The organism is Pseudomonas taiwanensis (assembly GCF_013393345.1).
In the GTDB taxonomy this organism is placed as follows: Bacteria; Pseudomonadota; Gammaproteobacteria; order Pseudomonadales; family Pseudomonadaceae; genus Metapseudomonas; species Metapseudomonas resinovorans_C.
Genome location: NZ_QJRF01000028.1, coordinates 1 through 20,739 on the forward strand (window position 1 = coordinate 1; position 20,739 = coordinate 20,739).

The 20,739-nt window shown below is 62.3% G+C and carries 15 protein-coding genes; 5 read left to right on the forward strand and 10 right to left on the reverse strand.

Going from position 1 to position 20,739, the window contains the following annotated elements; genetic code table 11:
* Window positions 1-9: 9 nt before the first annotated feature.
* From DM872_RS00145 to DM872_RS00165, 5 genes are all read right to left on the reverse strand, one after another.
* Window positions 10-1,191, reverse strand: coding sequence for a CaiB/BaiF CoA transferase family protein (locus DM872_RS00145; RefSeq protein WP_179057558.1), 1,182 nt, complete (start codon window positions 1,189-1,191; stop codon window positions 10-12).
* Between the two features lie 29 nt (window positions 1,192-1,220).
* Entirely contained in the window at window positions 1,221-2,858 is a 1,638-nt protein-coding gene (locus DM872_RS00150) for an AMP-binding protein (RefSeq protein ID WP_179057559.1), read from the reverse strand.
* Window positions 2,859-2,911: 53 nt separating this feature from the next.
* Entirely contained in the window at window positions 2,912-3,742 is an 831-nt protein-coding gene (locus tag DM872_RS00155; RefSeq protein WP_179057560.1) for an amidohydrolase family protein, read from the reverse strand.
* Window positions 3,743-3,824: 82 nt separating this feature from the next.
* On the reverse strand, window positions 3,825-4,964 hold the full coding sequence (locus DM872_RS00160) for an acyl-CoA dehydrogenase family protein (RefSeq protein ID WP_179057561.1): 1,140 nt from the start codon (window positions 4,962-4,964) through the stop codon (window positions 3,825-3,827).
* A 286-nt stretch (window positions 4,965-5,250) separates the two neighbouring features.
* Window positions 5,251-6,546 carry a dicarboxylate/amino acid:cation symporter gene (locus DM872_RS00165; RefSeq protein ID WP_179057562.1) on the reverse strand — a complete coding sequence of 432 codons (1,296 nt, stop codon included), beginning with the start codon at window positions 6,544-6,546 and terminating at the stop codon, window positions 5,251-5,253.
* 323 nt (window positions 6,547-6,869) lie between these two features.
* Here DM872_RS00165 and DM872_RS00170 point away from each other — a divergent pair, with 323 nt between their 5' ends.
* A complete protein-coding gene (locus DM872_RS00170; protein ID WP_179057563.1) occupies window positions 6,870-7,868 on the forward strand; it encodes an AraC family transcriptional regulator in 999 nt (332 codons plus the stop codon).
* Window positions 7,869-8,050: 182 nt separating this feature from the next.
* Here DM872_RS00170 and DM872_RS00175 read toward each other — a convergent pair whose 3' ends face one another.
* From DM872_RS00175 to DM872_RS00185, 3 genes are all read right to left on the reverse strand, one after another.
* Window positions 8,051-9,430, reverse strand: a complete 1,380-nt coding sequence (locus DM872_RS00175) for an ATP-binding protein (RefSeq protein ID WP_373273667.1) — start codon at window positions 9,428-9,430, stop codon at window positions 8,051-8,053.
* Window positions 9,427-10,104: a response regulator gene (locus tag DM872_RS00180; RefSeq protein ID WP_179057564.1), complete on the reverse strand. Its 678-nt coding sequence runs from the start codon at window positions 10,102-10,104 to the stop codon at window positions 9,427-9,429. Before DM872_RS00180 ends, DM872_RS00175 begins: the two co-directional genes overlap by 4 nt.
* A 61-nt stretch (window positions 10,105-10,165) precedes the next feature.
* Window positions 10,166-10,771: an outer membrane beta-barrel protein gene (locus DM872_RS00185; protein WP_179057565.1), complete on the reverse strand. Its 606-nt coding sequence runs from the start codon at window positions 10,769-10,771 to the stop codon at window positions 10,166-10,168.
* A 389-nt stretch (window positions 10,772-11,160) separates the two neighbouring features.
* Between DM872_RS00185 and DM872_RS00190 the strand changes: the two genes are divergently transcribed.
* Window positions 11,161-11,877 carry a 4'-phosphopantetheinyl transferase family protein gene (locus DM872_RS00190; RefSeq protein WP_179057566.1) on the forward strand — a complete coding sequence of 239 codons (717 nt, stop codon included), beginning with the start codon at window positions 11,161-11,163 and terminating at the stop codon, window positions 11,875-11,877.
* A gap of 323 nt (window positions 11,878-12,200) precedes the next feature.
* Here the strand turns inward: DM872_RS00190 and DM872_RS00195 are convergent, their stop codons facing one another.
* Both DM872_RS00195 and DM872_RS00200 read right to left on the reverse strand, forming a co-directional pair.
* Complete coding sequence (locus DM872_RS00195) at window positions 12,201-13,817, reverse strand: ATP-binding protein (RefSeq protein WP_179057567.1); 1,617 nt, start codon at window positions 13,815-13,817, stop codon at window positions 12,201-12,203.
* Window positions 13,818-13,849: 32 nt separating this feature from the next.
* A complete protein-coding gene (locus DM872_RS00200; protein ID WP_179057568.1) occupies window positions 13,850-14,575 on the reverse strand; it encodes a response regulator in 726 nt (241 codons plus the stop codon).
* A 711-nt stretch (window positions 14,576-15,286) separates the two neighbouring features.
* On the opposite strand from DM872_RS00200, the gene DM872_RS00205 reads away from it, so the two are divergent.
* The 3 genes from DM872_RS00205 to DM872_RS00215 all read left to right on the forward strand — a co-directional run bounded on the left by DM872_RS00205 (window position 15,287) and on the right by DM872_RS00215 (window position 20,725).
* Window positions 15,287-18,178, forward strand: coding sequence for a ribonucleoside-diphosphate reductase subunit alpha (locus tag DM872_RS00205; protein WP_179057569.1), 2,892 nt, complete (start codon window positions 15,287-15,289; stop codon window positions 18,176-18,178).
* 250 nt (window positions 18,179-18,428) lie between these two features.
* A complete protein-coding gene (locus DM872_RS00210) occupies window positions 18,429-19,676 on the forward strand; it encodes a ribonucleotide-diphosphate reductase subunit beta (protein ID WP_077525522.1) in 1,248 nt (415 codons plus the stop codon).
* Between the two features lie 116 nt (window positions 19,677-19,792).
* The gene (locus DM872_RS00215; RefSeq protein WP_179057570.1) at window positions 19,793-20,725 is read left to right on the forward strand and encodes a 5'-nucleotidase; all 933 of its coding nucleotides are present in this window, start codon (window positions 19,793-19,795) and stop codon (window positions 20,723-20,725) included.
* The last annotated feature ends 14 nt before the right edge of the window (window positions 20,726-20,739 follow it).

The following is a 20,739-nucleotide window of genomic DNA, read 5'->3' on the forward strand; positions in this document are numbered from 1 at the left end:
CGAGCCCCCCTACCCCACCACCTTCGCCGTCTTCAGTGCCTCGATCTGTTCGGCGCTCAAGCCCAGTTCGGCCAGTACATCCGCCGTATGGGAACCCACCGGCCCACCGACGTGGCGCGGCGCGGGCAGGCCGGCGGAGAACTTGATCGGGCAGGCGATCTGCTTCTGCGGCGGCAGACCATCGCGCGGCACCTCCACCACCAGGTCGCGGGCCTTGATCTGTGGATGATCCACCGCCTCGGACAGCGGCAGCATCGGCTCCACACAAGCATCCAAAGCGGCGAACACTTCAAGCCATTCGGCGAAGTCGCGCTTTTCGAACTCGACTTCGATGGCGCGCTTCAGCTCCTGCTGGTCCGCCGGCTTCGGTGACAGTCCCCGAACTGCCAGCTCGGGATGGCCGATGGCGGCGCAGAACTGCTGCATGAACTGTGGTTCCAGGCTGCCTACCGAGAACCAGCGGCCGTCGCGGGTGCGGTAGTAGTCGTAGAAGCTGCCACCGTTCAGGGCCTGGTTTTCCATGTCCGGCTCCACACCCGCACCGAGATATCCGGCGCCGGCCATACCGTGCAAGGCAAAGGCGCAGTCGGTCATGCTGACGTCCACATGCTGCCCCTCCCCTGTCGCCTGGCGATGGATCACCGCCGCCAGCAGTCCCATCACCCCGTGCAGGGAGCCACCGCCGATATCCGCCAACTGCACGCCCAAGGGCAGCGGCCCGCTGTCGCGGCGTCCGGTATAGCTGGCGATGCCGGCCAGGGCCAGGTAATTAATGTCGTGTCCAGCACGGTCGCGATACGGGCCGGTCTGGCCATAGCCGGTAATGGAGACGTAGATCAGCTTAGGGTTGATCGCCTTCAGCGCTTCATAGCCCAAGCCCAGCCGCTCCATGACGCCGGGCCGGAATTGTTCCAGGACGATGTCGTACTCCTGCACCAGCTGCCGGACCAGCTCCACCGCGTCCGGCTGTTTCAGGTCCAGGGCGATGCTGCGCTTGTTGCGATTGAGGTAGGCATGGCTGGTGGACTGGCCACCGTCGTGGGGCGGCAGCACGCGCACCAGATCCATGCGCGTGGGCGACTCCACCCGCAGCACGTCGGCGCCCATGTCAGCGAGCAGCAACGAGGCGAACGGCCCCGGCAACAGGGTGGAGAAATCGAGGACTTTCAGCGAAGACAGCGGGCCTTTCATGGCAACTCCTGATGCGTGTGTTCTGGCGGTCATTCCCAATGCAGCGACTGACGCGCATCGAGACGGTCGACCGCCGGGGCGTAACGGGCTTCCAGCACGTTACGGCGAATCTTCATGGTTGGGGTCATGCAGCCGTTATCCACCGTCCAGGGCTCGCGCACCAGCAGCAAGTGGCTGATGCGTTCATGGGGCTGCAGCCTGACGTTGAGTTGTTCGAGGGTAACCAGCAGGTCCGCCTCCACCTGGGCACGCGCCTGCTCGCGCGCTGCCGGGCTCAGCTCGATCAGTGCCAGCGGCTGGTCCAGGCCGCTGCCCATCAGGCACACCTGCTCGACCCAGAGATTCTTCGCGATCTCGCCCTCGATGGGGGCCGGCGCCACGTACTTGCCCTTGCTGGTCTTGAAGATGTCCTTCACCCGGCCGGTGATGCGCAGGTAGCCGTCGTCGTCGACCTGTCCCTTGTCGCCGGTGTGCAACCAGCCATCGCGCAGGGTTTCCGCGCTCTTGTCCGGTTCCAGGTAGTAGCCGGTCATGAGCGACGGGCTGCGGTAGAGGATTTCGCCGTCTTCGGCGATGCGCAGGTCATTGTCCGGCATCACACGGCCCACGGTGCCGAAGCGCACCTGTCCCGGCCGGTTGAAGTTGCCGTAGGCGAAATTCTCGGTCATGCCGTAACCCTCGCAGATGGTCAGGCCGATGCGCCGGTACCATTCCAGCAGCGCCACCGGAATGGGCGCGGCACCGCTCACCAGCACCCGCGCGCGGTCAAGTCCCAGGCCGCGACGGATCTTCCAGGCCACCAGAGAGCCCAACAGCGGAATGGCCAGCAGACGATCGAGTCGTCCCTGCGGCAACCGCTCCAGCACGCCCTGCTGGAAGCGCGTCCACAGGCGCGGCACCGAGAAGAACTGGGTGGGCCGCACCTGGCGCAAGTCCTCAGCGAAGGTTTCCAGGGATTCGACGAAGGCGATTTCACCACCGCAATAGAGGCTGTTGGTTTGCACCAGGAAGCGTTCGGCGGCATGGGAAAGCGGCAGGTAGGAGAAGAACTGGTCGTCCGGCCCCAAGCCCATCTCCCTCACCGATCGGCTGGAGGCGAAGGCGAACGCCCGGGCCGTCTGCATTACGCCCTTGGGCTGGCCGGTGGTGCCGGAGGTATAGAGGATGCTGAGCAACTCGTCCGGGCGCTGTTCATGGATTTCGCGCATAGGCTCGTGGCGCGCCAACAGCTCACCCCAGGCATGGTCGGCACGCAGGGTCGGATAGGGCATGGCAACACGCACAACTTCACTGGGAATGCCCGGTTCCATCCGCTCGGCATCATCCAGCTTGCCGAGAATGATTACCTTGCAAGCGGAATGGCGCAGCACATACTCGATGCTCTCGGCCGATTGCAGCGGGTAGAGCGGCACGCTGACCAGCCCGGCGAGCATGATCGCCATGTCGCTCAGAATCCACTCGGCGCAGTTCTTCGCCAGGATCGCCACCCGGTCGCCCGGCTCGCAGCCCAACGCGCGCAGTGCGCTGGCCAGTCGTCGGGCGCGGTCGTCCGCTTCGCGCCAGGTAATGGGATGCCAGGTCCGCGCCACCGGCTGGCGCAGCCAGACGCGGTCCGGCGTGGTCGCCACCCAATGGGTGAAACGTTGCAACGGCAGTGCTTCACTCATCCTTCGCCCCTCTTATTGTTGTTATCGGCTCGCGGCCCGATGGCCCCGTCACTCTAGAGCCTGAATACCTTTCGTGCGTTGGCGTGCAGGAATTTTTCCTTCACGGCCTCCGGCAGCTCCATCTCATCCACTTGCGCCATGCAGCTCGAAAGCGACAACTGCGGGAAGTTGCTGCCGAACAGCACCTTGTCCTGGCCGTAGGTCTTCATGTAGTGGACCAGGGCCTGCGGGTAGTACCGCGGCAGGTAGGCGGAGGTATCGATATAGATGTTGTCGTGCTTCCAGGCGACGCCGATCATTTCCTCGGTCCAGGGGTGGCCAATGTGCCCGGCGACGATGCGCAGCTCGGGGAAGTCCAGCGCCACTTCATCCAGGTAGGGCACGGGCCGGCCGGTTTCCGAAGGCATCAGCGGACCGGTGTGGCCGACCTGGGTGCAGAACGGGATATCCAGTTCGATGCACTTCGCATAGAGCGGGTAGTAGAGCCGGTGGTTGGGCGGCAGCTTCCACAGCCAGGGCACCACCCGAAGCGCCTTGAAGCCCAGTTCGTTCACCGCCCTGTCCAGCTCGCGCAGGGCAGCCATGGGCTTGCTCATGTCCACCGCAGCCACGCCGACGAAACGGTCAGGGAAGGCACGGGTGTATTCGGCCACTTCGTCGTTGGTGCTGACCCAGCGCTCGGGCCGGCACCAGGCGCTGACCATCAGCTTGTCGATGCCGGCGCGATCCATCTCGGCCACGGTTTCCTCGGGACTCAGTCCCTTGTCGAGCAGGGCGGTGGTCCCGGATTTCTCAAACAGCCTCACCGCCTCGGGTATCAGCTCGCGAGTTCGACCAGTAGCAAGCTGGGCCCAGGCATCGATGGCGCCTTGCGCATGAGTCATGACGTTTGCCTCGCGTGAGTCAGTCGAAGGTACGCACGGCGCACCCACAGGTAGGGTGCGCCGCGCGCACCACGTCTCCGCCTCAGAGCTTCATCCCGCGGCTGATGATCTCTTTCATGATTTCCGAGGTGCCGGCGAAGATGCGCTGGATGCGCGCGTTCGCGTACATCTTGCAGATCGGGTACTCCCACATGTAGCCCCAGCCGCCATGCAGCTGCACACCCTCGTCCACCACCTTGCACAGCAGCTCGGTGGTGAACAGCTTGGCCTCGGCCGCTACTTCGGGGGTGAGCTTTTTCTGGTTGTGGTCCATCACGCAGCGGTCCGTAAACACCTGGGCGACGTCGATCTGGGTTCGCATCTCGGCAAGCTTGAAACGGGTGTTCTGGAAGTGCGCCACCGGTCGGTCGAAGGCCTTGCGCTCCTTCACGTAGTCGATGGTGGTGAGCAGCGCGGCCTCAGCGCCGGCCACTGCACCGCAGGCGTTGGTCAGACGCTCCTGGGCGAGCATGTTCATCAGGTAGAAGAAGCCACCCTTGGCATCGCCCAGCAGGTTTTCCTTCGGCACCTTGACGTTATTGAAGAACAGCTCGGCGGTGTCCTGGCTCTTCATGCCCAGTTTCTTCAGGTTGCGACCTCGCTCGAAACCTTCCATGCCCCGCTCCACCAGGAACAGGCCCATGGCGTGCTTGTTCGAAGGGTCGGTCTTGGCGGCGACGATCACCACGTCCGCCAGCAGGCCGTTGGAGATGAACACCTTGGAACCGTTGAGCAGGAAGTGGTCGCCCTTGTCCACCGCCGTGGTGCGCATGCCGGCCAGGTCGGAACCGGCGGAGGGTTCGGTCATGGCCACCGCGAGGATGCTTTCGCCACGGACGATGCCCGGCAGGAAACGCGCCTTCTGCTCGGCGTTGCCGTACTCGGCGATGTAGGGGCCGCAGAGGGCCGAATGCAGCGGAATCATGAAGCCCGGCTCGTTGATGTAGGCCAGCTCCTCGCACATGATCTGCTCGTAGCGGAAGTCCTTGAGACCGGAACCGCCGTATTCCTCATCCACCCAGGGCAGCAGGAAGCCCATCTCCCCCGCTTTCTTCCACACGCTGCGGTCGACCACGCCGGCCGCTTCCCACTCGTCCTGATGCGGAACCACTTCCTTCTGCAGGAAGGCACGGAAAGCCTCGCGAAACAGATTGTGTTCGGTCTCGAAATGAATGCGCTGCATGGGGTTGCCTCCCTGGGCCGAAGTCGTGCCGCAGGTTAGGCGCCAGCGCCCGGCACCCTCAATGACGCAAGCGCTCAGTGCGAATTGACCCATTCGGCCAGGTTGCCGGCGCACGACGAACCCTTGTAGGAGCGAGCTTGCTCGCGAACAGTCCGAGCACGGCATTTCGCGAGCAAGCTCGCTCCTACATAAAAGAATCCGTGAAGAACCAAAAAAAAGCCCGGCTACGGGGGCCGGGCTTGAGAAAGTCTCCTCACAGGGAGGAGAACGCTGTAGCAGTCGTCGATCAGGCAGCGGTCTGCGGAGCGGCTGGAGCTTCGGACTTGCCGCCGGAAGCCAGCTCGCGCTGCAGGGTGTCTTCGTCCAGTTGTTTGCACCACTTGGCGACCACGATGGTGGCAACGCCGTTGCCGATCAGGTTGGTCAGGGCGCGGGCTTCGGACATGAAGCGGTCGATGCCGAGGATCAGTGCCAGGCCGGCAACCGGCAGGTGGCCAACGGCGGACAGGGTGGCAGCCAGCACGATGAAACCGGAACCGGTGACACCGGCGGCGCCCTTGGAGGCGATCAGCAGCACGGCCAGCAGGGTCAGTTGGTGGGTGAGGTCCATGGGGGTGTCAGTGGCCTGGGCGATGAACACCGCCGCCATGGTCAGGTAGATGGAGGTGCCGTCCAGGTTGAAGGAGTAGCCAGTGGGGATTACCAGGCCGACCACGGACTTCTTGGCACCCAGTTTTTCCATCTTGTTCAGCATGCGCGGCAGGGCCGACTCGGACGACGAGGTGCCGAGCACGATCAGCAGTTCTTCGCGGATGTACTTGATGAAGCGCAGGACGCTGAAGCCGTGGGCACGGGCGATGCCGCCCAGGACCACCAGGATGAAGAACACGCAGGTGATGTAGAAGCACAGCATCAGTTGGCCGAGCTGCACCAGAGAACCCACGCCGTACTGGCCGATGGTGAAGGCCATGGCACCGAAGGCACCGATGGGGGCGACCTTCATGATCATGTTGATGATGCCGAACATGACCTGGGCGATGCGGTCGATGAACTCCAGTACCGGCTTGCCGTGGTCACCCATGCGCTGCAGGGCGAAGGCGAAGATCACGGAGAAGAACAGTACCTGCAGGATGTCGCCCGAGGCGAAGGCGCCGACGATGGTGCTGGGGATGACGTTGAGCAGGAAGGCAATGGTGCTCTGCTGTTCGCCGGCAGCGGCGAAGGCGGCAATGCCCTTGGTGTCCAGGGTGGACGGATCGACGTGCATGCCGACGCCAGGCTGGACGATGTTGACCACTACCAGGCCGATGAGCAGGGCAACAGTAGAAACGATTTCGAAATACAGCAGCGCGTAGCCGCCGGTCTTGCCCACTGCCTTCATGTCCTGCATGCCGGCGATGCCGCTGACCACGGTGCAGAAGATGATGGGCGCGATGGCCATCTTGATCAGTTTGACGAAGCCGTCACCCAGAGGTTTGAGCGCAACGCCCGTCTCCGGATAGAAGTGCCCCAGCAGGATGCCGATGGCGATGGCGACGATGACCTGGACGTACAGGCTCTTGTAGAACGGTTGGCGGGACATGGCAGTGTTCCTTTCAAGTGATCCCGACCTGTTCCGTAAGGCCTGGCGTCACTGTGATCGACGGATCTCCCTGTCTGGGAGACTTTTGTTGTTGTGCGGTCCAGTCGAATGGACGGCACTGTCTCCATAGCAGCCGCTGTGCCAAGTCTTTGAATTTTAATAAATCCTTATATTTCAATAACTTATATATACGCCCAATCTTATCCCATGCGCCCATCGGGCGGATTTCCGCCAGGACCCCAGGGGGATTTCCGCCACCTGCGCCCTTGTGGCCGCCTCCAGCCGCGCCCTAACATCGGCCTCCCCGACCACGGATCAGCCTCATGCGTGAGCGCACCATCGCAAGCCATTTCGTCCGGGCCGCCCTGGGCGGCGCCCTGCGCCATGGCGTGGACTGCACCTCCTTGCTGCGTGCCGCGGGTATCCAGCCCGCCGTGCTGGACGAACCACGGGCGCGAGTGGCGCCCGAGCAGTTCGCGCGGCTGATGCAGGTGCTCTGGGAAGCGCTCGACGACGAGTACATGGGTTTTGGCCGGCAACCCAGCAAGCGCGGCACCTTCGCCATGATGTGCCACGCCATCATCCATTGCCGCAGCCTGGAAAAGGCCCTGGTCAGGGGCACGCTTTTCTATGGACTGTTCCCCGATTCGCCGCGAATCCAGCTGGAACGGGAAGGCGACTTCGCCGTCCTGACAGTGGACGACACGTTGCTCCGCGACCCGGACCACTTCCTGGTGGAAAGCCTGCTGGTCATCTGGCATCGGCTGGGCAGCTGGCTGATCGGCCAACGCATCCGGCTGGAGGAAGCCACTTTCAGCTACGCCAAGCCGGCCCACGCCACCGAGTACGAACTGCTCTTCCCTACCAGCCGCCACTTCGAGACGCCACGTATCAGCCTGCGTTTTCATTCGCGCTACCTGGCCATGCCGCTGCTGCAGGACGAACGCACCCTCAAGCACTTCCTCGAACACTCCCCGGCCGACCTGCTCGCTCGCCCCGACGGCGGCGACAGCCTGACCAGCCAGATCCGCCGCCTGCTCGGCCGCGACTGCCGCACCTGGCCGGACCTGGAAGCAGTCGCCCAGCACCTGCACATCAGTCCGCAGACCCTGCGCCGGCATCTGAGGGAAGAAGGTTCGAGTTTCCAGGAACTGAAGGACCACCTGCGCCGCGACCTGGCCATCTACCACCTCGGCCGGGATGAACTCTCGATCCAGGACATCGCCGAGCAGCTCGGCTTCTCCGAACCCTCGGCATTCCATCGTGCGTTCAAGAAGTGGACGGGGCTGACGCCAGGGGCGTACCGGGCGCAAGAGGCGTGAGCCGAAAACGCTTGGGCAACTGGCAGCGACGTAGGATGGGTGGAGCTTGCGATACCCATCAGCCTTGTCCGCATGGGTATCGCTCCGCTCCACCCATCCTACGGCACTGCCCTGCAACCCCATGGGGCAGCTGCGCTGCCCATCGCGAATAAATTCGCCCCCACAAGGAAATCGGACCGCATTTACAACAACGGAAACCGAATCCTGAACTCCGCCCCGCCCAGCGCGGACTCTTCCAGGAACAGCTCGCCGTCGTAGCTCTCGATGATGTCCTTGACCACCGCCGTACCGATGCCCTGCCCCGGGTGCTGGGCATCCAGGCGTTCGCCGCGCTTGAGGATTCGATCTCGCTGGTCTTCCGGTACGCCGGGGCCATCGTCTTCCACCCTGAGTTCGCAGTGTCCGTCACGCACGTGGGCGCTGACCCTGATCTCCCCCAGGCACAGGCGGAAGGCGTTCTCCAGCAGATTGCCGAGCATTTCCAGCAAGGCGCCCTGCTCCATGGGGATCATCAGGTCCTTGTCGAAATCCCGCTCCACCCGCACGCGCTTCTCTCGATAAACCTTGTCCAGGGCATCGCAGAGGGTGTCCAGCAAGGGCGCCAGGTGCACGCGATGGCGTACCAGGCCACTCTTGCGCAGTGACGCTCGTTGCAACTGATAGCTGATCTGCTGGCTCATGCGCTCGATCTGGCTCTGCAGCACCCGCGCCTGCTGGCGGTCATCGGGCTTGGCGGCGATGTTCTCGCTGACGCCCTGCAGCACGGAGAGCGGTGTCTTCAAGCTGTGGGCAAGGTCGTCCAGTGAATTGCGATAGCGCTCGCGCTGGCGGCGCTCGCTGTCCAGCAGGCGGTTGAGTGATTTGGTCAGGCGCAGCAGTTCGCGGGGGTGTTCGTCACTCAGGCTGTCACGGCTGCCGGATTCCACCTGGTCCAGCTCGGCACTGAGGCCGCGCAGGCTGCGAAAGCCCCAGGTCAGGCCGAACCAGAGCAGCGCGAGCAGCACCAGCAACGCGCCCCCCAGCCAGAGATAGAGCTGCTGGAGGAAGCCGTCGTACATGGACTGGTAGTCGCTCACCGGCTGCATGGTGACGACGCTGTAGGCGGCCCGTTGTCCGCGCAACAGGTCCACCTCCACGTCGTAGACGAAGAACTCGCGCCCCCTGGCATCGGCGACCCGGAGAAACTCGTGGCCCTGGCCGTCGTAACGGGGCCGGTAGGTCACCTGCTCGTCCCGTGAAGACAGCGACTGCCAGACCAGGACGCCTTCGCTGTCGTAGATGTAGCCCAACTGGCTGGCTTCCAGGTTGTCGAACTCCTCGTTCGGCAGCTTGTCGGGCATCTCCAGCTGACCGTTTTCCACCCGGGCCGCGGCGATCAGCGCACTGGCATCGGCCGCCAGGCGCTGTTCGATGGACTGGTCGAGGGCGATCACGAAGGCCCCGCGCAGCGCCGGCAGCAGCGCCAGCATGAACAGCACCGCCATCGCCGCGGCACCGAGCATCAGCCGCAGACGCAGGGACCACCCCATGGGGCGGAAGAAGCGTCGCCATCCCTGGGTCATCGGCAGCGCTCGGTGAACAGGTAACCCTGACCGCGCACGGTGTCGATCGGCTTGAATCCGCTGCCGCCCTCCAACTTGCGGCGCAGGCGCCCCACCAGCACTTCGATCACGTTGGGATCGCGCTCTTCGTCATTCGGATACAGCTGCTCCATCAGCCGCTCCTTGGCCACCACTTGCTGGTGATGCCGCATGAGGTATTCGAGGATGCGGTACTCGTAAGCGGTGAGCGCCACCGGCTCGCCCTCCAGCTGTGCCTGCTTGCGGTTCAGGTCCAGCAGCAGCGGGCCCGCCTCTATCGTCGATTGGACGAACCCCGAAGAGCGCCGCAACAGCGCATTCAGCCGCGCCTCCAGTTCCTCGAACTGGAACGGCTTGACCACATAGTCGTCGGCCCCGGCGGCCAGCCCCTCGACCTTGTCCTGCCAATTGCCACGGGCGGTAAGAATGAGGATGGGGAAACTCTTGCCCTGGCTGCGCAGTTGGCGGATCAGGTCCAGCCCGCTCATGCCAGGAAGCCCGAGATCGACCACGGCCAGGTCATGGTTGTACTCCGCAGCACGATAAAGCGCTTCCTCGGCGTCGGGCACTGCATCCACGACGTGTCCCTGCTCGCCGAGGCGGGTGTAGAGGTGATGGCGCAGCAACGCCTCGTCTTCCACAACCAGCAGTTTCATGGGCCGTTCTCCCTTTCAAAGAGGCGGCCGGGCAATTGCCCGGCCTGTTACATGGAACGCATCAGAACTTGTAGTTGGCGCCCAGGTAAGCCTGGCCGCTGCTGTGCAGGTCCAGGGAGCCCAGGCGCGGACCTCCGTGTTCGCCCATGTCGGTGCTGACGTTGGTACGCAGGTAACGGTAGCCGGCCTCGATCGACGCGTTCTTGCTCAGGTCCTGGAGAATACCGGCCTGCAGGCCAGCAGCGTAGTTGATGTTGCTGTCGCGGCTCATGGCCTTGCTTTCCTGCTCCAGCTTGACCAGGCCGAGGGTCGCGCCGCCGAACAGCTTGGTGTTGTAGTCGCCCACCGGCACAAATACGTCGTAGCTGCCGAGCAGGTTCTGCTGACGCAGCTTGTAGCCGCTATCGCTGTCGGAGAAGTTCTCGTAGGTCATGTAGTAGCGGCCGCCGTCAGTCTGCTGGCCGGCACGTACACCCCAGGTGCCGGTCTTGTGGATGACCTTGTCCAGTTCGGGGTTGTTCAGGTTCGCGTTCAGCGAATCGGACTTCTGGATATTGTTGTTGGTCTGACCCCAGGTCAGGCCGACGAAGTTGTCCGCGGCCTGGGCGCCGGCGGCGGCAAGGGCCAGGGCGGATGCGAGGGCGATACGGCTGAAGGTACGGTTCATGATGTGAATCCTCTTCGAGTGATCGAGTAGTTGCTGAACTCGGAGCTAGATTGCCCATCGACCACTGAACCGCTCCTGAACCCTTCTTGAACCTGAGCTGAACGAAACCTCTTACACCGCCCTAAGACACGTTCAGCCTGCCCTCCCCTGAATCGCAGGCAAAAAAAACGGGAGCCCATCCGGGCTCCCGCACTCAATTCAGAGAAAATGTCCGGAACCGGCACTGCCAGGCTTCCAGACTACAACCTCACCTGCGTTCCAGAAGAAACGCCCGGCTAGTCTGGCAAAAACCGGGGCATGGCTTCCGTTTCGCTTTGTTTGCCATTTGCAAACATATGTAAACGGCTGCTCCGCTGGCCGATTCTGACGACGCCGGGCAGAATGCCGCCATGACTTCGAACCACCCCGCTTGTTGCAGCCCTTTCGACGCCAGCTGGCCCTTTCCTGAGGCCCTGCCGGGCGTGGTCATGCGTTCCTGCCGCTTCGACCCGGCCCTGCTCGGCGCCGACGACTTTCCACGCAGTGCCATTGCCGCACCGGCCAATATCCAGCGCTCGGTGGCCAAGCGGCAGACGGAATTCCTCGCCGGCCGCCTCTGCGCCCGCGCGGCCCTCCTCGCCCTGACCTGCCGCGCCGATGTGCCCGCCCTCGGGGAAGACCGTGCACCGGTCTGGCCGGTTGGTATCACCGGTTCCATCAGTCACAGCCACGGCCTGGCCACCGCCCTGGTCGCCCATGGCAAGCAATGGCGCGGCCTCGGCCTTGACCTGGAAGAACCCATGTCCGCCGAACGCGCCCTGCGCCTCGCGGAAGAAATCCTCACCCCTGCCGAACTGCAACGAATGGACGGTCTCACGCCCGACCAGCAGGCCCGGCGCATCACCCTGACCTTCTCCATCAAGGAAAGCCTGTTCAAGGCCCTCTACCCCATCGTGCAGAAGCGCTTCTACTTCCACGATGCGGAGCTGCTGGATTGCGATGACGCCCGAGCGCGTCTGAGGTTGCTGATCGACCTATCGGCGGAGTGGAAGACCGGGAGTGAGCTGGAAGGCTGGCATTGCGACTTCCAGGGGCGGTTGCTGAGCTTGGTGGCAGTCGCCGCCTGAAACTGGTGGAAATACCTGTGGGGGCGATTTCAATCGCTAATAAACTCGCTCCCACAAGGCATTGATGGGTATCGCTCCGCTCGCGGAGCGCCGCCCGACCCATCCTACGAATTGAATCCGCTGGGAACTCCTGTGGGGGCGAATTCATTCGCTGAGGACAGCGCAGCTGTCCCGAACTCTGCAAGACAGACCATCCCCACAAGTACCCAGCCAACGGGGCGCAATGCACAGCGATATCGGAATCACACCGGCGGTTCGCCTGCCCTTGTGGGAGCGATTTCAATCGCGAATGAATTCGCCCCCACAGAGAAGCGAAGCAGAACCTACAGCGTCTCCGCCTCGCTCTGCCGCCGTGGCCACACCAGGCTGAAGCGCGCGCCACCCAGCGTTTCGCTGCGACTGATCTGCGCGCGACCGGCGTGCCAATAGATGATGCGCCGCACGATGGATAGCCCCAGCCCATGACCGCCAGAGGCGCGGGTGCGGCTGTCATCCAGGCGCATGAAGGGTTTGAAGATCTTTTCCCACTGACTTTCCGGCACGCCGGGGCCATCGTCCTCGACATCGATGCGGCAACGCTTGTGGCCGATCTGGTAATTCAGCTGAACCCGCGACTCGGCATGGCGCATGGCGTTGCTCACCAGATTCTGCAGGGCGCGATGCAGGTAACGCGGTTCAGCCTCGACCCAGGCACCGTCAGTGCCGACGTTCAGACACAGGCCGCGCTCGATGCGAACATTGGCGCGCAGATGGGAAAGCTCGGCGATCACCTGGTCGAACAAGGCATCCAGGTCCACGCGCTGGAAATGCAGGGCCGGCGAGCCCTGTTCCAGGCGCGCGTAAGTCAGCATCTCGTCCACCAGCTTGTCCAGCTCCTGGATGTCGCTGTCCATGCCATCCATGTACTTGCGCCGGGCACCCTCGCTTTCGGCGTCGGCGATCATTTCCAGACCGAAGCGCAGCCGCGCCACCGGGGTGCGCAGTTCATGGGATACGGCGCGGATCAGCTCCCGCTGCAGCATCAACAGGCGCTGCAGCTGCTCGGCCATGCCGTTGAACGCCGCCGCCAGACGCCCTACGGAGTCCGCGCCCCTGGCCGGCACCCGCGCATCCAGCTTGCCCTGGGCGATGTCGGTGGCGGCGCTTTCCAGGCCCATCAGGCGATGTTCCAGCTGCCGCACCAGGAAGTAGACGGTCAGACCGATCAAGGTCAGGCCAAGCAAGCCGATCAGCACCAGCATCTGCGGTGGATAAGGGTTCATCTGGTGCAGCGGCCCCATCTCCAGCACCCAGGGCGTGTCCACCATCCCGGCGAATACACGGATGGAGTCGCCATCCTTGCCCAGAGCCATCACCGTATCGCCCTCATCCACCCGGCGGCGCTGGTCGATGTCGAGATCGGCGCTCCTCAACGGGATCAGACGCAGGTCGAAGCCGAACTGCTTGTTCTCCTTGAGCGACGCCAGACGCTGGGGTTGCTCGTTCACCGGGAAGCGCACCAGCTCATCCATCAATAGATAGACGGTGGCCCGCGCCAACTGCTCGCTGATCTGCTCCACCTCGCCGGTAAGCAACAGGCGTTCGCTCATGCTGATGAGGCCATAAACCCGCGCGGCATGCGGACCGGTCTGCTCAACCAGCACCTGGCCACGCACCAGACGGCTGCGTGCGCTGCTGTCCAGCTTCGAGGCGTCCATGGATTCCAGTTTCAGGGGAATGCCCAGCAGGCGCCCCCAGAGCACTACCGCGCGGCGGCGCTCCACTTCGTTCATGGGTTGGAGATTGTCCGCCATCAGGCGGAAGGTGCCGCGAGCGAGGCTCTCGCGGTACTGGTCGGAGCGCACCTCGTTGACCTGGTGAATGGTGAACGCGCCGAGAAGCGCCACCAGCACCAGCGTCACCAGCATGCCGCCATAGATACGCAGGAAGATCGAATTCATGCCCAACTGCTCAAATGGTGACCGTAGGCGGTTCAGACCAGCCCTTCAGCGGCCTCTCTTACAAATAGATAGCCCTTGCTGCGCACTGTCTTGATCAGGCGCGGGTGCATGGGGTCGTCCCCGATCTTCGGGCGGATGCGCGAAATGCGCACGTCGATGGAGCGGTCCTGGCCGTCGTACTCGATGCCGCGCAGGGAGTTGAAGATCTCCTCGCGGGACAGGATGCGGCCGGCATTCACCGCCAGCAGCCAGAGCAGGTCGAACTCGGCGCTGGTCAGCTCGATGCTGCGCTCACTGAGCCAGGCCTCGCGCATGGCGTTGTCGATGACCAGCGGGCCGAACTCCAGCCGCCGTTGGTTCTCCGCCACCGGCGCTTCGGCCACCACCTCGGTGCGCCGCAACAGCGCACGGATGCGCGCCAACAGCACACGCGGGCGGACCGGCTTGCAGACGTAGTCGTCGGCGCCGAGCTCCAACCCGAGAATCTGGTCCATGTCATCGGTGCGCGCGGTGAGCATCAGGATCGGCCCCTCGTACTGGCCGCGCAGCTTGCGGCAGATGGACAGGCCATCTTCGCCCGGCAGCATCAGGTCCAGCACCACCAGATCGGGGCGTTCCTTGAGAATGCGCGCCACCGCCTGCCCGCCATCGGACTCGATGGCCACCTGCAGGCCGTTGCCTTCCAGGTACTCGCGCGTCAGATCGGCCAGACGCTGATCGTCTTCGACTATGAGGATTCGCCAGGCTTCTTGCTCCACCACACACTCCCGTAGACAGCATCCAGACCATCATGAAAAGGGTCGCATTGTATCAATGCCGGACCGATAGCACAGCGCATGCCAACCAGATACGAAAACACAAGATATTGTGTTAGCTTGCGACGCCATCGACAGCGCCGCCGCACCCCGAAAAACGTCCTTTCGGCGGCGACGAACGGCAGAGCCTAGAGCCACCGGGCCTTTGCTTCCGTTACTCCGCAGTCACCCACAAATCACCCACAAGTTATCCACAGGCTAGATGTTGTGGGTCGCCTTGCAATACCCCCAACAGCGCATTATCTTGTACCCCCATCAAGCCCAGCCCCTACATATTGGGGTGAGGGCGTACCACCGGACACAATTAGAATCAAGCGCTAAAGGCTTTTTCAGGGCCTGACCACCGGTGTGTAACTTGCAGGAATTCACCCACCATCCGCCCCAGGCGAATGGTGCCGGCCCAGGACACAAAGAACGTGACTGGGGGCCGGAAGCCGGTGCGGCGTGAACAGCGCCCACCACTAGGTATTGTGTTTGTCACGGCGCTTTAACACCGTGACGTTTGACTTGTAGGGCCAGGAAGGCACTTGAGTCCTGTCCTTCAGCCTCGTAGCTCCACGTTTCGCGTCCGGCGCATCGCCGTGCGTATCGCGTTGTGAAAAGGAATGAAGGCGACTCGGGCGCCCTTACATAAATCAGAACATGGAGAACCCCATGCAGACCGACACCACTCGCGAGAACCCGCAGGCCGCAGCGCCGCAGGCAGCAGATTCCAATCAGGATCTGGCCGCCACTGCGCCCGGCCAGCTGCGCGTGATCAAACGCAACGGCACCGTCGTCCCGTACACTGACGACAAGATCACCGTTGCCATCACCAAGGCGTTCCTCGCTGTGGAAGGCGGTACTGCCGCAGCTTCTTCGCGTATCCATGAAACCGTCGCCCGCCTGACCGAACAGGTCACCGCGACCTTCAAGCGCCGCATGCCCTCCGGCGGCACCATCCACATCGAAGAAATCCAGGACCAGGTCGAACTGGCCCTGATGCGCGCCGGCGAGCAGAAAGTCGCCCGCGACTACGTGATCTACCGCGAGTCCCGCGCCCAGGAGCGCTCCAAGCGCAGCGCCTCCAGCGACGTCGCCCAACCGCACCCGAGCATCCGCATCACCCGCGCCGATGGCAGCCAGCAGCCGCTGGACATGGGTCGCCTGAACACCATCATCAGCGAAGCCTGCGAAGCCCTGGCCGAAGTCGACGGCTCGCTGATCGAGCGTGAAACCCTGAAGAACCTCTACGACGGCGTAGCCGAGAAGGACGTCAACACCGCCCTGGTGATGACTGCCCGTACCCTGGTAGAGCGCGAGCCGAACTACTCCTACGTCACCGCCCGCCTGCTGATGGACACCCTGCGCGCCGAAGCGCTGGGCTTCCTCGGTGTTGCCGAGAGCGCCACTCACCACGAGATGGCCGATCTCTACGCCAAGGCCCTGCCGGCCTACGTGGAAAAAGGCGTCGAGTTCGAACTGCTCGACCCGCAACTGAAGACCTTCGACCTGGAAAAACTGGGCAAGGCCATCAACCACGAGCGTGACCAGCAGTTCACCTACCTCGGCCTGCAGACCCTGTACGACCGCTACTTCATCCACAAGGACGGCATCCGCTTCGAACTGCCGCAGGTCTTCTTCATGCGCGTGGCCATGGGCCTGGCCATCGAAGAGAAGCAGAAAGAAGAACGCGCCATCGAGTTCTACAACCTGCTGTCCTCCTTCGACTACATGTCGTCGACCCCGACCCTGTTCAACGCCGGCACCCTGCGTCCGCAGCTGTCGTCCTGCTACCTGACCACCGTGCCGGACGACCTGTCGGGCATCTACAGCGCGATCCACGACAACGCCATGCTGTCGAAATTCGCCGGTGGCCTGGGCAACGACTGGACCCCGGTCCGTGCGCTGGGCTCCTACATCAAGGGCACCAACGGCAAGTCCCAGGGCGTGGTTCCGTTCCTGAAAGTGGTGAACGACACCGCCGTCGCCGTTAACCAGGGTGGCAAGCGCAAGGGCGCTGTCTGTGCCTACCTGGAAACCTGGCACCTGGACATCGAAGAGTTCATCGAACTCCGCAAGAACACCGGTGACGACCGCCGCCGTACCCACGACATGAACACCGCGAACTGGATTCCGGACCTGTTCATGAAGCGCGTGTTCGACGATGGCCAGTGGACCCTGTTCTCGCCGTCCGAAGTACCGGACCTGCACGACCTGACCGGCAAGGCCTTCGAAGAGCGCTACGAGTACTACGAAGCCCTGACCCAGTACGGCAAGATCAAGCTGTTCAAGACCATCCAGGCCAAAGACCTGTGGCGCAAGATGCTCTCGATGCTCTTCGAGACCGGCCACCCGTGGCTGACCTTCAAGGACCCGTGCAACCTGCGCAGCCCGCAGCAGCACGTGGGCGTGGTCCACAGCTCGAACCTGTGCACCGAGATCACCCTGAACACCAACAAGGACGAGATCGCGGTCTGCAACCTGGGCTCGATCAACCTGGTCAACCACATCGTCGATGGCAAGCTGGACACCGCCAAGCTCGAGAAGACCGTCAAGACCGCAGTGCGCATGCTCGATAACGTTATCGACATCAACTACTACTCGGTTCCGCAGGCTCGCAACTCGAACCTCAAGCACCGTCCGGTCGGACTCGGCATCATGGGCTTCCAGGACGCTCTGTACCTGCAGCACATCGCCTACGGCTCCGACGCGGCCATCGAGTTCGCCGACAAGTCCATGGAAGCGGTGAGCTACTTCGCCATCCAGGCTTCCTGTGACCTGGCTGACGAGCGCGGCGCCTACGAGACCTTCGACGGCTCCCTGTGGTCCAAAGGCATCCTGCCGCTGGACTCCCAGCAGATCCTGATCGAGGCCCGTGGCCAGAAGTACATCGACGTCGACCTGACCGAGTCCCTGGACTGGGCCCCGGTTCGCGACCGCGTCAAGAAAGGTATTCGTAACTCGAACATCATGGCCATCGCGCCGACCGCGACCATCGCCAACATCACCGGCGTATCGCAGTCCATCGAGCCGACCTACCAGAACCTCTACGTGAAATCGAACCTCTCCGGCGAGTTCACCGTGATCAACCCCTACCTGGTACACGACCTCAAGGCTCGTGGCCTGTGGGACCCGGTCATGGTCAACGACCTGAAGTACTACGACGGTTCCGTGCAGCAGATCGAGCGCATCCCGCAAGACCTGAAAGACCTGTACGCCACCGCGTTCGAAGTCGAAACCAAGTGGATCGTCGACGCCGCCAGCCGCCGTCAGAAGTGGATCGATCAGGCCCAGTCCCTGAACCTCTACATCGCCGGCGCCTCGGGCAAGAAACTGGACGTGACCTACCGCATGGCTTGGTACCGTGGCCTGAAAACCACCTACTACCTCCGCGCCCTGGCCGCTACCAGCACCGAGAAGTCGACCATCAACACCGGCAAGCTGAACGCCGTATCGGCAGGTGGCAGCGACACCCTGCAAGCCGCTCCGGCTGCAGCGCCGGCACCGGCTCCAGTGCCCAGCGCGTGCTCCATCGACAACCCGGATTGCGAAGCCTGCCAATAAGGCATCGCACGGGCCGCCCCCTCTCCCCTGGGAGAGGGCTTTTCCCTCCCCTCTCCCGCTTGCGGGAGAGGGGCCGGGGGAGAGGGTAAAAAGGCAGCACCCAGTTTCAACAAGCCCACCCACAAACCGGGTGTGCACAGGCCAGGGCAATCCACCGCCCCGTCCTTGATCCAACGCTTTCGCGTGCATCCATCCACGCACCCAAACACCCAGGCCGGCACAGACCGGTCCGCAGACCAGGAGAGGAACAATGCTCAGCTGGGACGAATTCGACAAAGAAGACCCCACCGAAGCCAAGGCAGCCACCGCCGTTGCCCAGGCCGCAGCCAAGACCATCGACAAGCTCGACGACGAAGCCGCCGGCTCCGTTGAAGACGCCCGCGCCGTATCGGCCAACGACTCCGACGCCGTCGCCCGCGCCAAGAAGGCCCTGGACGCCCTCGACATCCAGGAAGGCCTGGACGACCTCGAAGGCTCCGCCGCGCGCGTGCAGGTTGGCGACAAGCAGATGATCAACGCCCGCGCCGACCTCAACCAGCTCGTACCCTTCAAGTACGACTGGGCCTGGCAGAAGTATCTGGATGGTTGCGCCAACCACTGGATGCCGCAGGAAGTGAACATGAACGCCGACATTGCTCTGTGGAAGAGCAAGGACGGTCTGTCCGAAGACGAGCGCCGCATCGTGATGCGCAACCTCGGCTTCTTCTCCACCGCCGACTCCCTGGTTGCCAACAACCTGGTGCTGGCCGTGTACCGCCTGATCACCAACCCCGAGTGCCGCCAGTACATCCTGCGCCAGGCCTTCGAAGAGGCGATCCACACCCACGCCTACCAGTACTGCATCGAGTCGCTGGGCATGGATGAAGGCGAGATCTTCAACATGTACCACGAGATCCCGAGCGTCGCGAAAAAAGCGTCCTGGGGCCTCAAGTACACCCGCTCGATCTCCGACCCCGAGTTCAAGACCGGCACCCCGGAGACCGACCGCCAGTTCCTGCGCAACCTGATCGCCTACTACTGCGTTCTGGAAGGCATCTTCTTCTACTGCGGCTTCACCCAGATCCTCTCCATGGGCCGCCGCAACAAGATGACCGGCACTGCCGAGCAGTTCCAGTACATCCTGCGTGACGAGTCCATGCACCTGAACTTCGGCATCGACGTGATCAACCAGATCAAGATCGAGAACCCGCACCTGTGGGATGCCCAGATGAAGGACGAAGCCACCCAGATGATCCTGCAGGGCACCCAGCTGGAAATCGAATACGCTCGCGACACCATGCCGCGCGGCGTACTGGGCATGAACGCCGCGATGATGGAGGACTACCTCAAATTCATCGCCAACCGCCGCCTGACCCAGATCGGCCTGAAAGAGGAATACCCGGGCACCAGCAACCCGTTCCCGTGGATGTCCGAAATCATGGACCTGAAAAAAGAGAAGAACTTCTTCGAAACTCGCGTTATTGAATACCAGACCGGCGGCGCGCTGAGCTGGGATTGAATCCGGGTCAAGACATTAGGAAAACATAAACGCTTTGCCTGAAATGGAAGTTCGGGGTAGCGATAGAAAGACAAAAGCCCCGCCTAGTGCGGGGTTTTTTATTGGAATATCAACACATGCCATATGATCTGGAGAAGCGACTTGTTATTGGACTCGCCTCAAGCGCACTGTTCAACCTAGAGGAGTCTGATGAAGTATTCAGAACAAAGGGAGAAGAAGCATATAGAAAATACCAAAGAGAGAATCAAAATGTTCCACTACCACACGGCGTTGCCTTTTCCTTCATTAGAAGACTCCTATCCCTCAATCAGCTAAATCCATCCGACCCTCCGGTGGAAGTCATACTACTTTCTCGAAACGACCCCGACACTGGGCTCAGAGTGATGAAATCAATTCAGCACAATAGCCTTCCCATGACCAGAGCAGTCTTTCTCCAAGGAAGATCGCCGCAAGCATATATTCCAGCTCTAAAGATCAGTTTGTTCTTGTCCGCTAACGAACTAGATGTCAGGCAGGCGATGCTTGCTGGCTACCCTGCAGGTCAGGTACTCAAGACCTCCGCGTACGATGACCCCCTTGACTCAGAGCTCAGAATAGCCTTCGACTTTGATGGAGTATTAGCAGACGACGAGGCGGAGGCGATATATCAAGAAACTAGGAACCTCACAGACTTCCACGAGCACGAAATAAACTTAGTGGATACGCCGCACAACCCAGGCCCTCTTGCAGAGTTCTTAAAGAAAATTTCAAAAATACAAAAATTGGAGCAGGACAAGAAAAATTCAGAATCATCGTACCAACCAATTCTCAATATCAGCATCGTGACAGCGAGAAATGCCCCCTCCCACGAAAGAGTTATCAATACAATGCGCAATTGGGACATAACGGTAAATGAAGCGTTTTTTCTTGGTGGTGTAGAAAAGAAGTCAGTCTTGGAAGTCCTAAACCCTCACATTTTCTTCGACGATCAGAGGCTACACCTAGACCCCGCAGCATCTACCTTACCGTCGGTGCATATTCCTTTTGGCGTGACGAACCTCAGACAATAACGCACGCGGCTGCT

What these genes read in the sequence shown, in the direction of transcription:
- DM872_RS00145 (WP_179057558.1), bottom strand. Translation starts at nt 1,191, where the DNA reads ATGAAAGGCCCGCTGTCTTCGCTGAAAGTCCTCGATTTCTCCACCCTG.
- DM872_RS00150 (WP_179057559.1), bottom strand. Translation starts at nt 2,858, where the DNA reads ATGAGTGAAGCACTGCCGTTGCAACGTTTCACCCATTGGGTGGCGACC.
- DM872_RS00155 (WP_179057560.1), bottom strand. Translation starts at nt 3,742, where the DNA reads ATGACTCATGCGCAAGGCGCCATCGATGCCTGGGCCCAGCTTGCTACT.
- DM872_RS00160 (WP_179057561.1), bottom strand. Translation starts at nt 4,964, where the DNA reads ATGCAGCGCATTCATTTCGAGACCGAACACAATCTGTTTCGCGAGGCT.
- DM872_RS00165 (WP_179057562.1), bottom strand. Translation starts at nt 6,546, where the DNA reads ATGTCCCGCCAACCGTTCTACAAGAGCCTGTACGTCCAGGTCATCGTC.
- DM872_RS00170 (WP_179057563.1), top strand. Translation starts at nt 6,870, where the DNA reads ATGCGTGAGCGCACCATCGCAAGCCATTTCGTCCGGGCCGCCCTGGGC.
- DM872_RS00175 (WP_373273667.1), bottom strand. Translation starts at nt 9,430, where the DNA reads ATGACCCAGGGATGGCGACGCTTCTTCCGCCCCATGGGGTGGTCCCTG.
- DM872_RS00180 (WP_179057564.1), bottom strand. Translation starts at nt 10,104, where the DNA reads ATGAAACTGCTGGTTGTGGAAGACGAGGCGTTGCTGCGCCATCACCTC.
- DM872_RS00185 (WP_179057565.1), bottom strand. Translation starts at nt 10,771, where the DNA reads ATGAACCGTACCTTCAGCCGTATCGCCCTCGCATCCGCCCTGGCCCTT.
- DM872_RS00190 (WP_179057566.1), top strand. Translation starts at nt 11,161, where the DNA reads ATGACTTCGAACCACCCCGCTTGTTGCAGCCCTTTCGACGCCAGCTGG.
- DM872_RS00195 (WP_179057567.1), bottom strand. Translation starts at nt 13,817, where the DNA reads ATGAATTCGATCTTCCTGCGTATCTATGGCGGCATGCTGGTGACGCTG.
- DM872_RS00205 (WP_179057569.1), top strand. Translation starts at nt 15,287, where the DNA reads ATGCAGACCGACACCACTCGCGAGAACCCGCAGGCCGCAGCGCCGCAG.
- DM872_RS00210 (WP_077525522.1), top strand. Translation starts at nt 18,429, where the DNA reads ATGCTCAGCTGGGACGAATTCGACAAAGAAGACCCCACCGAAGCCAAG.
- DM872_RS00215 (WP_179057570.1), top strand. Translation starts at nt 19,793, where the DNA reads ATGCCATATGATCTGGAGAAGCGACTTGTTATTGGACTCGCCTCAAGC.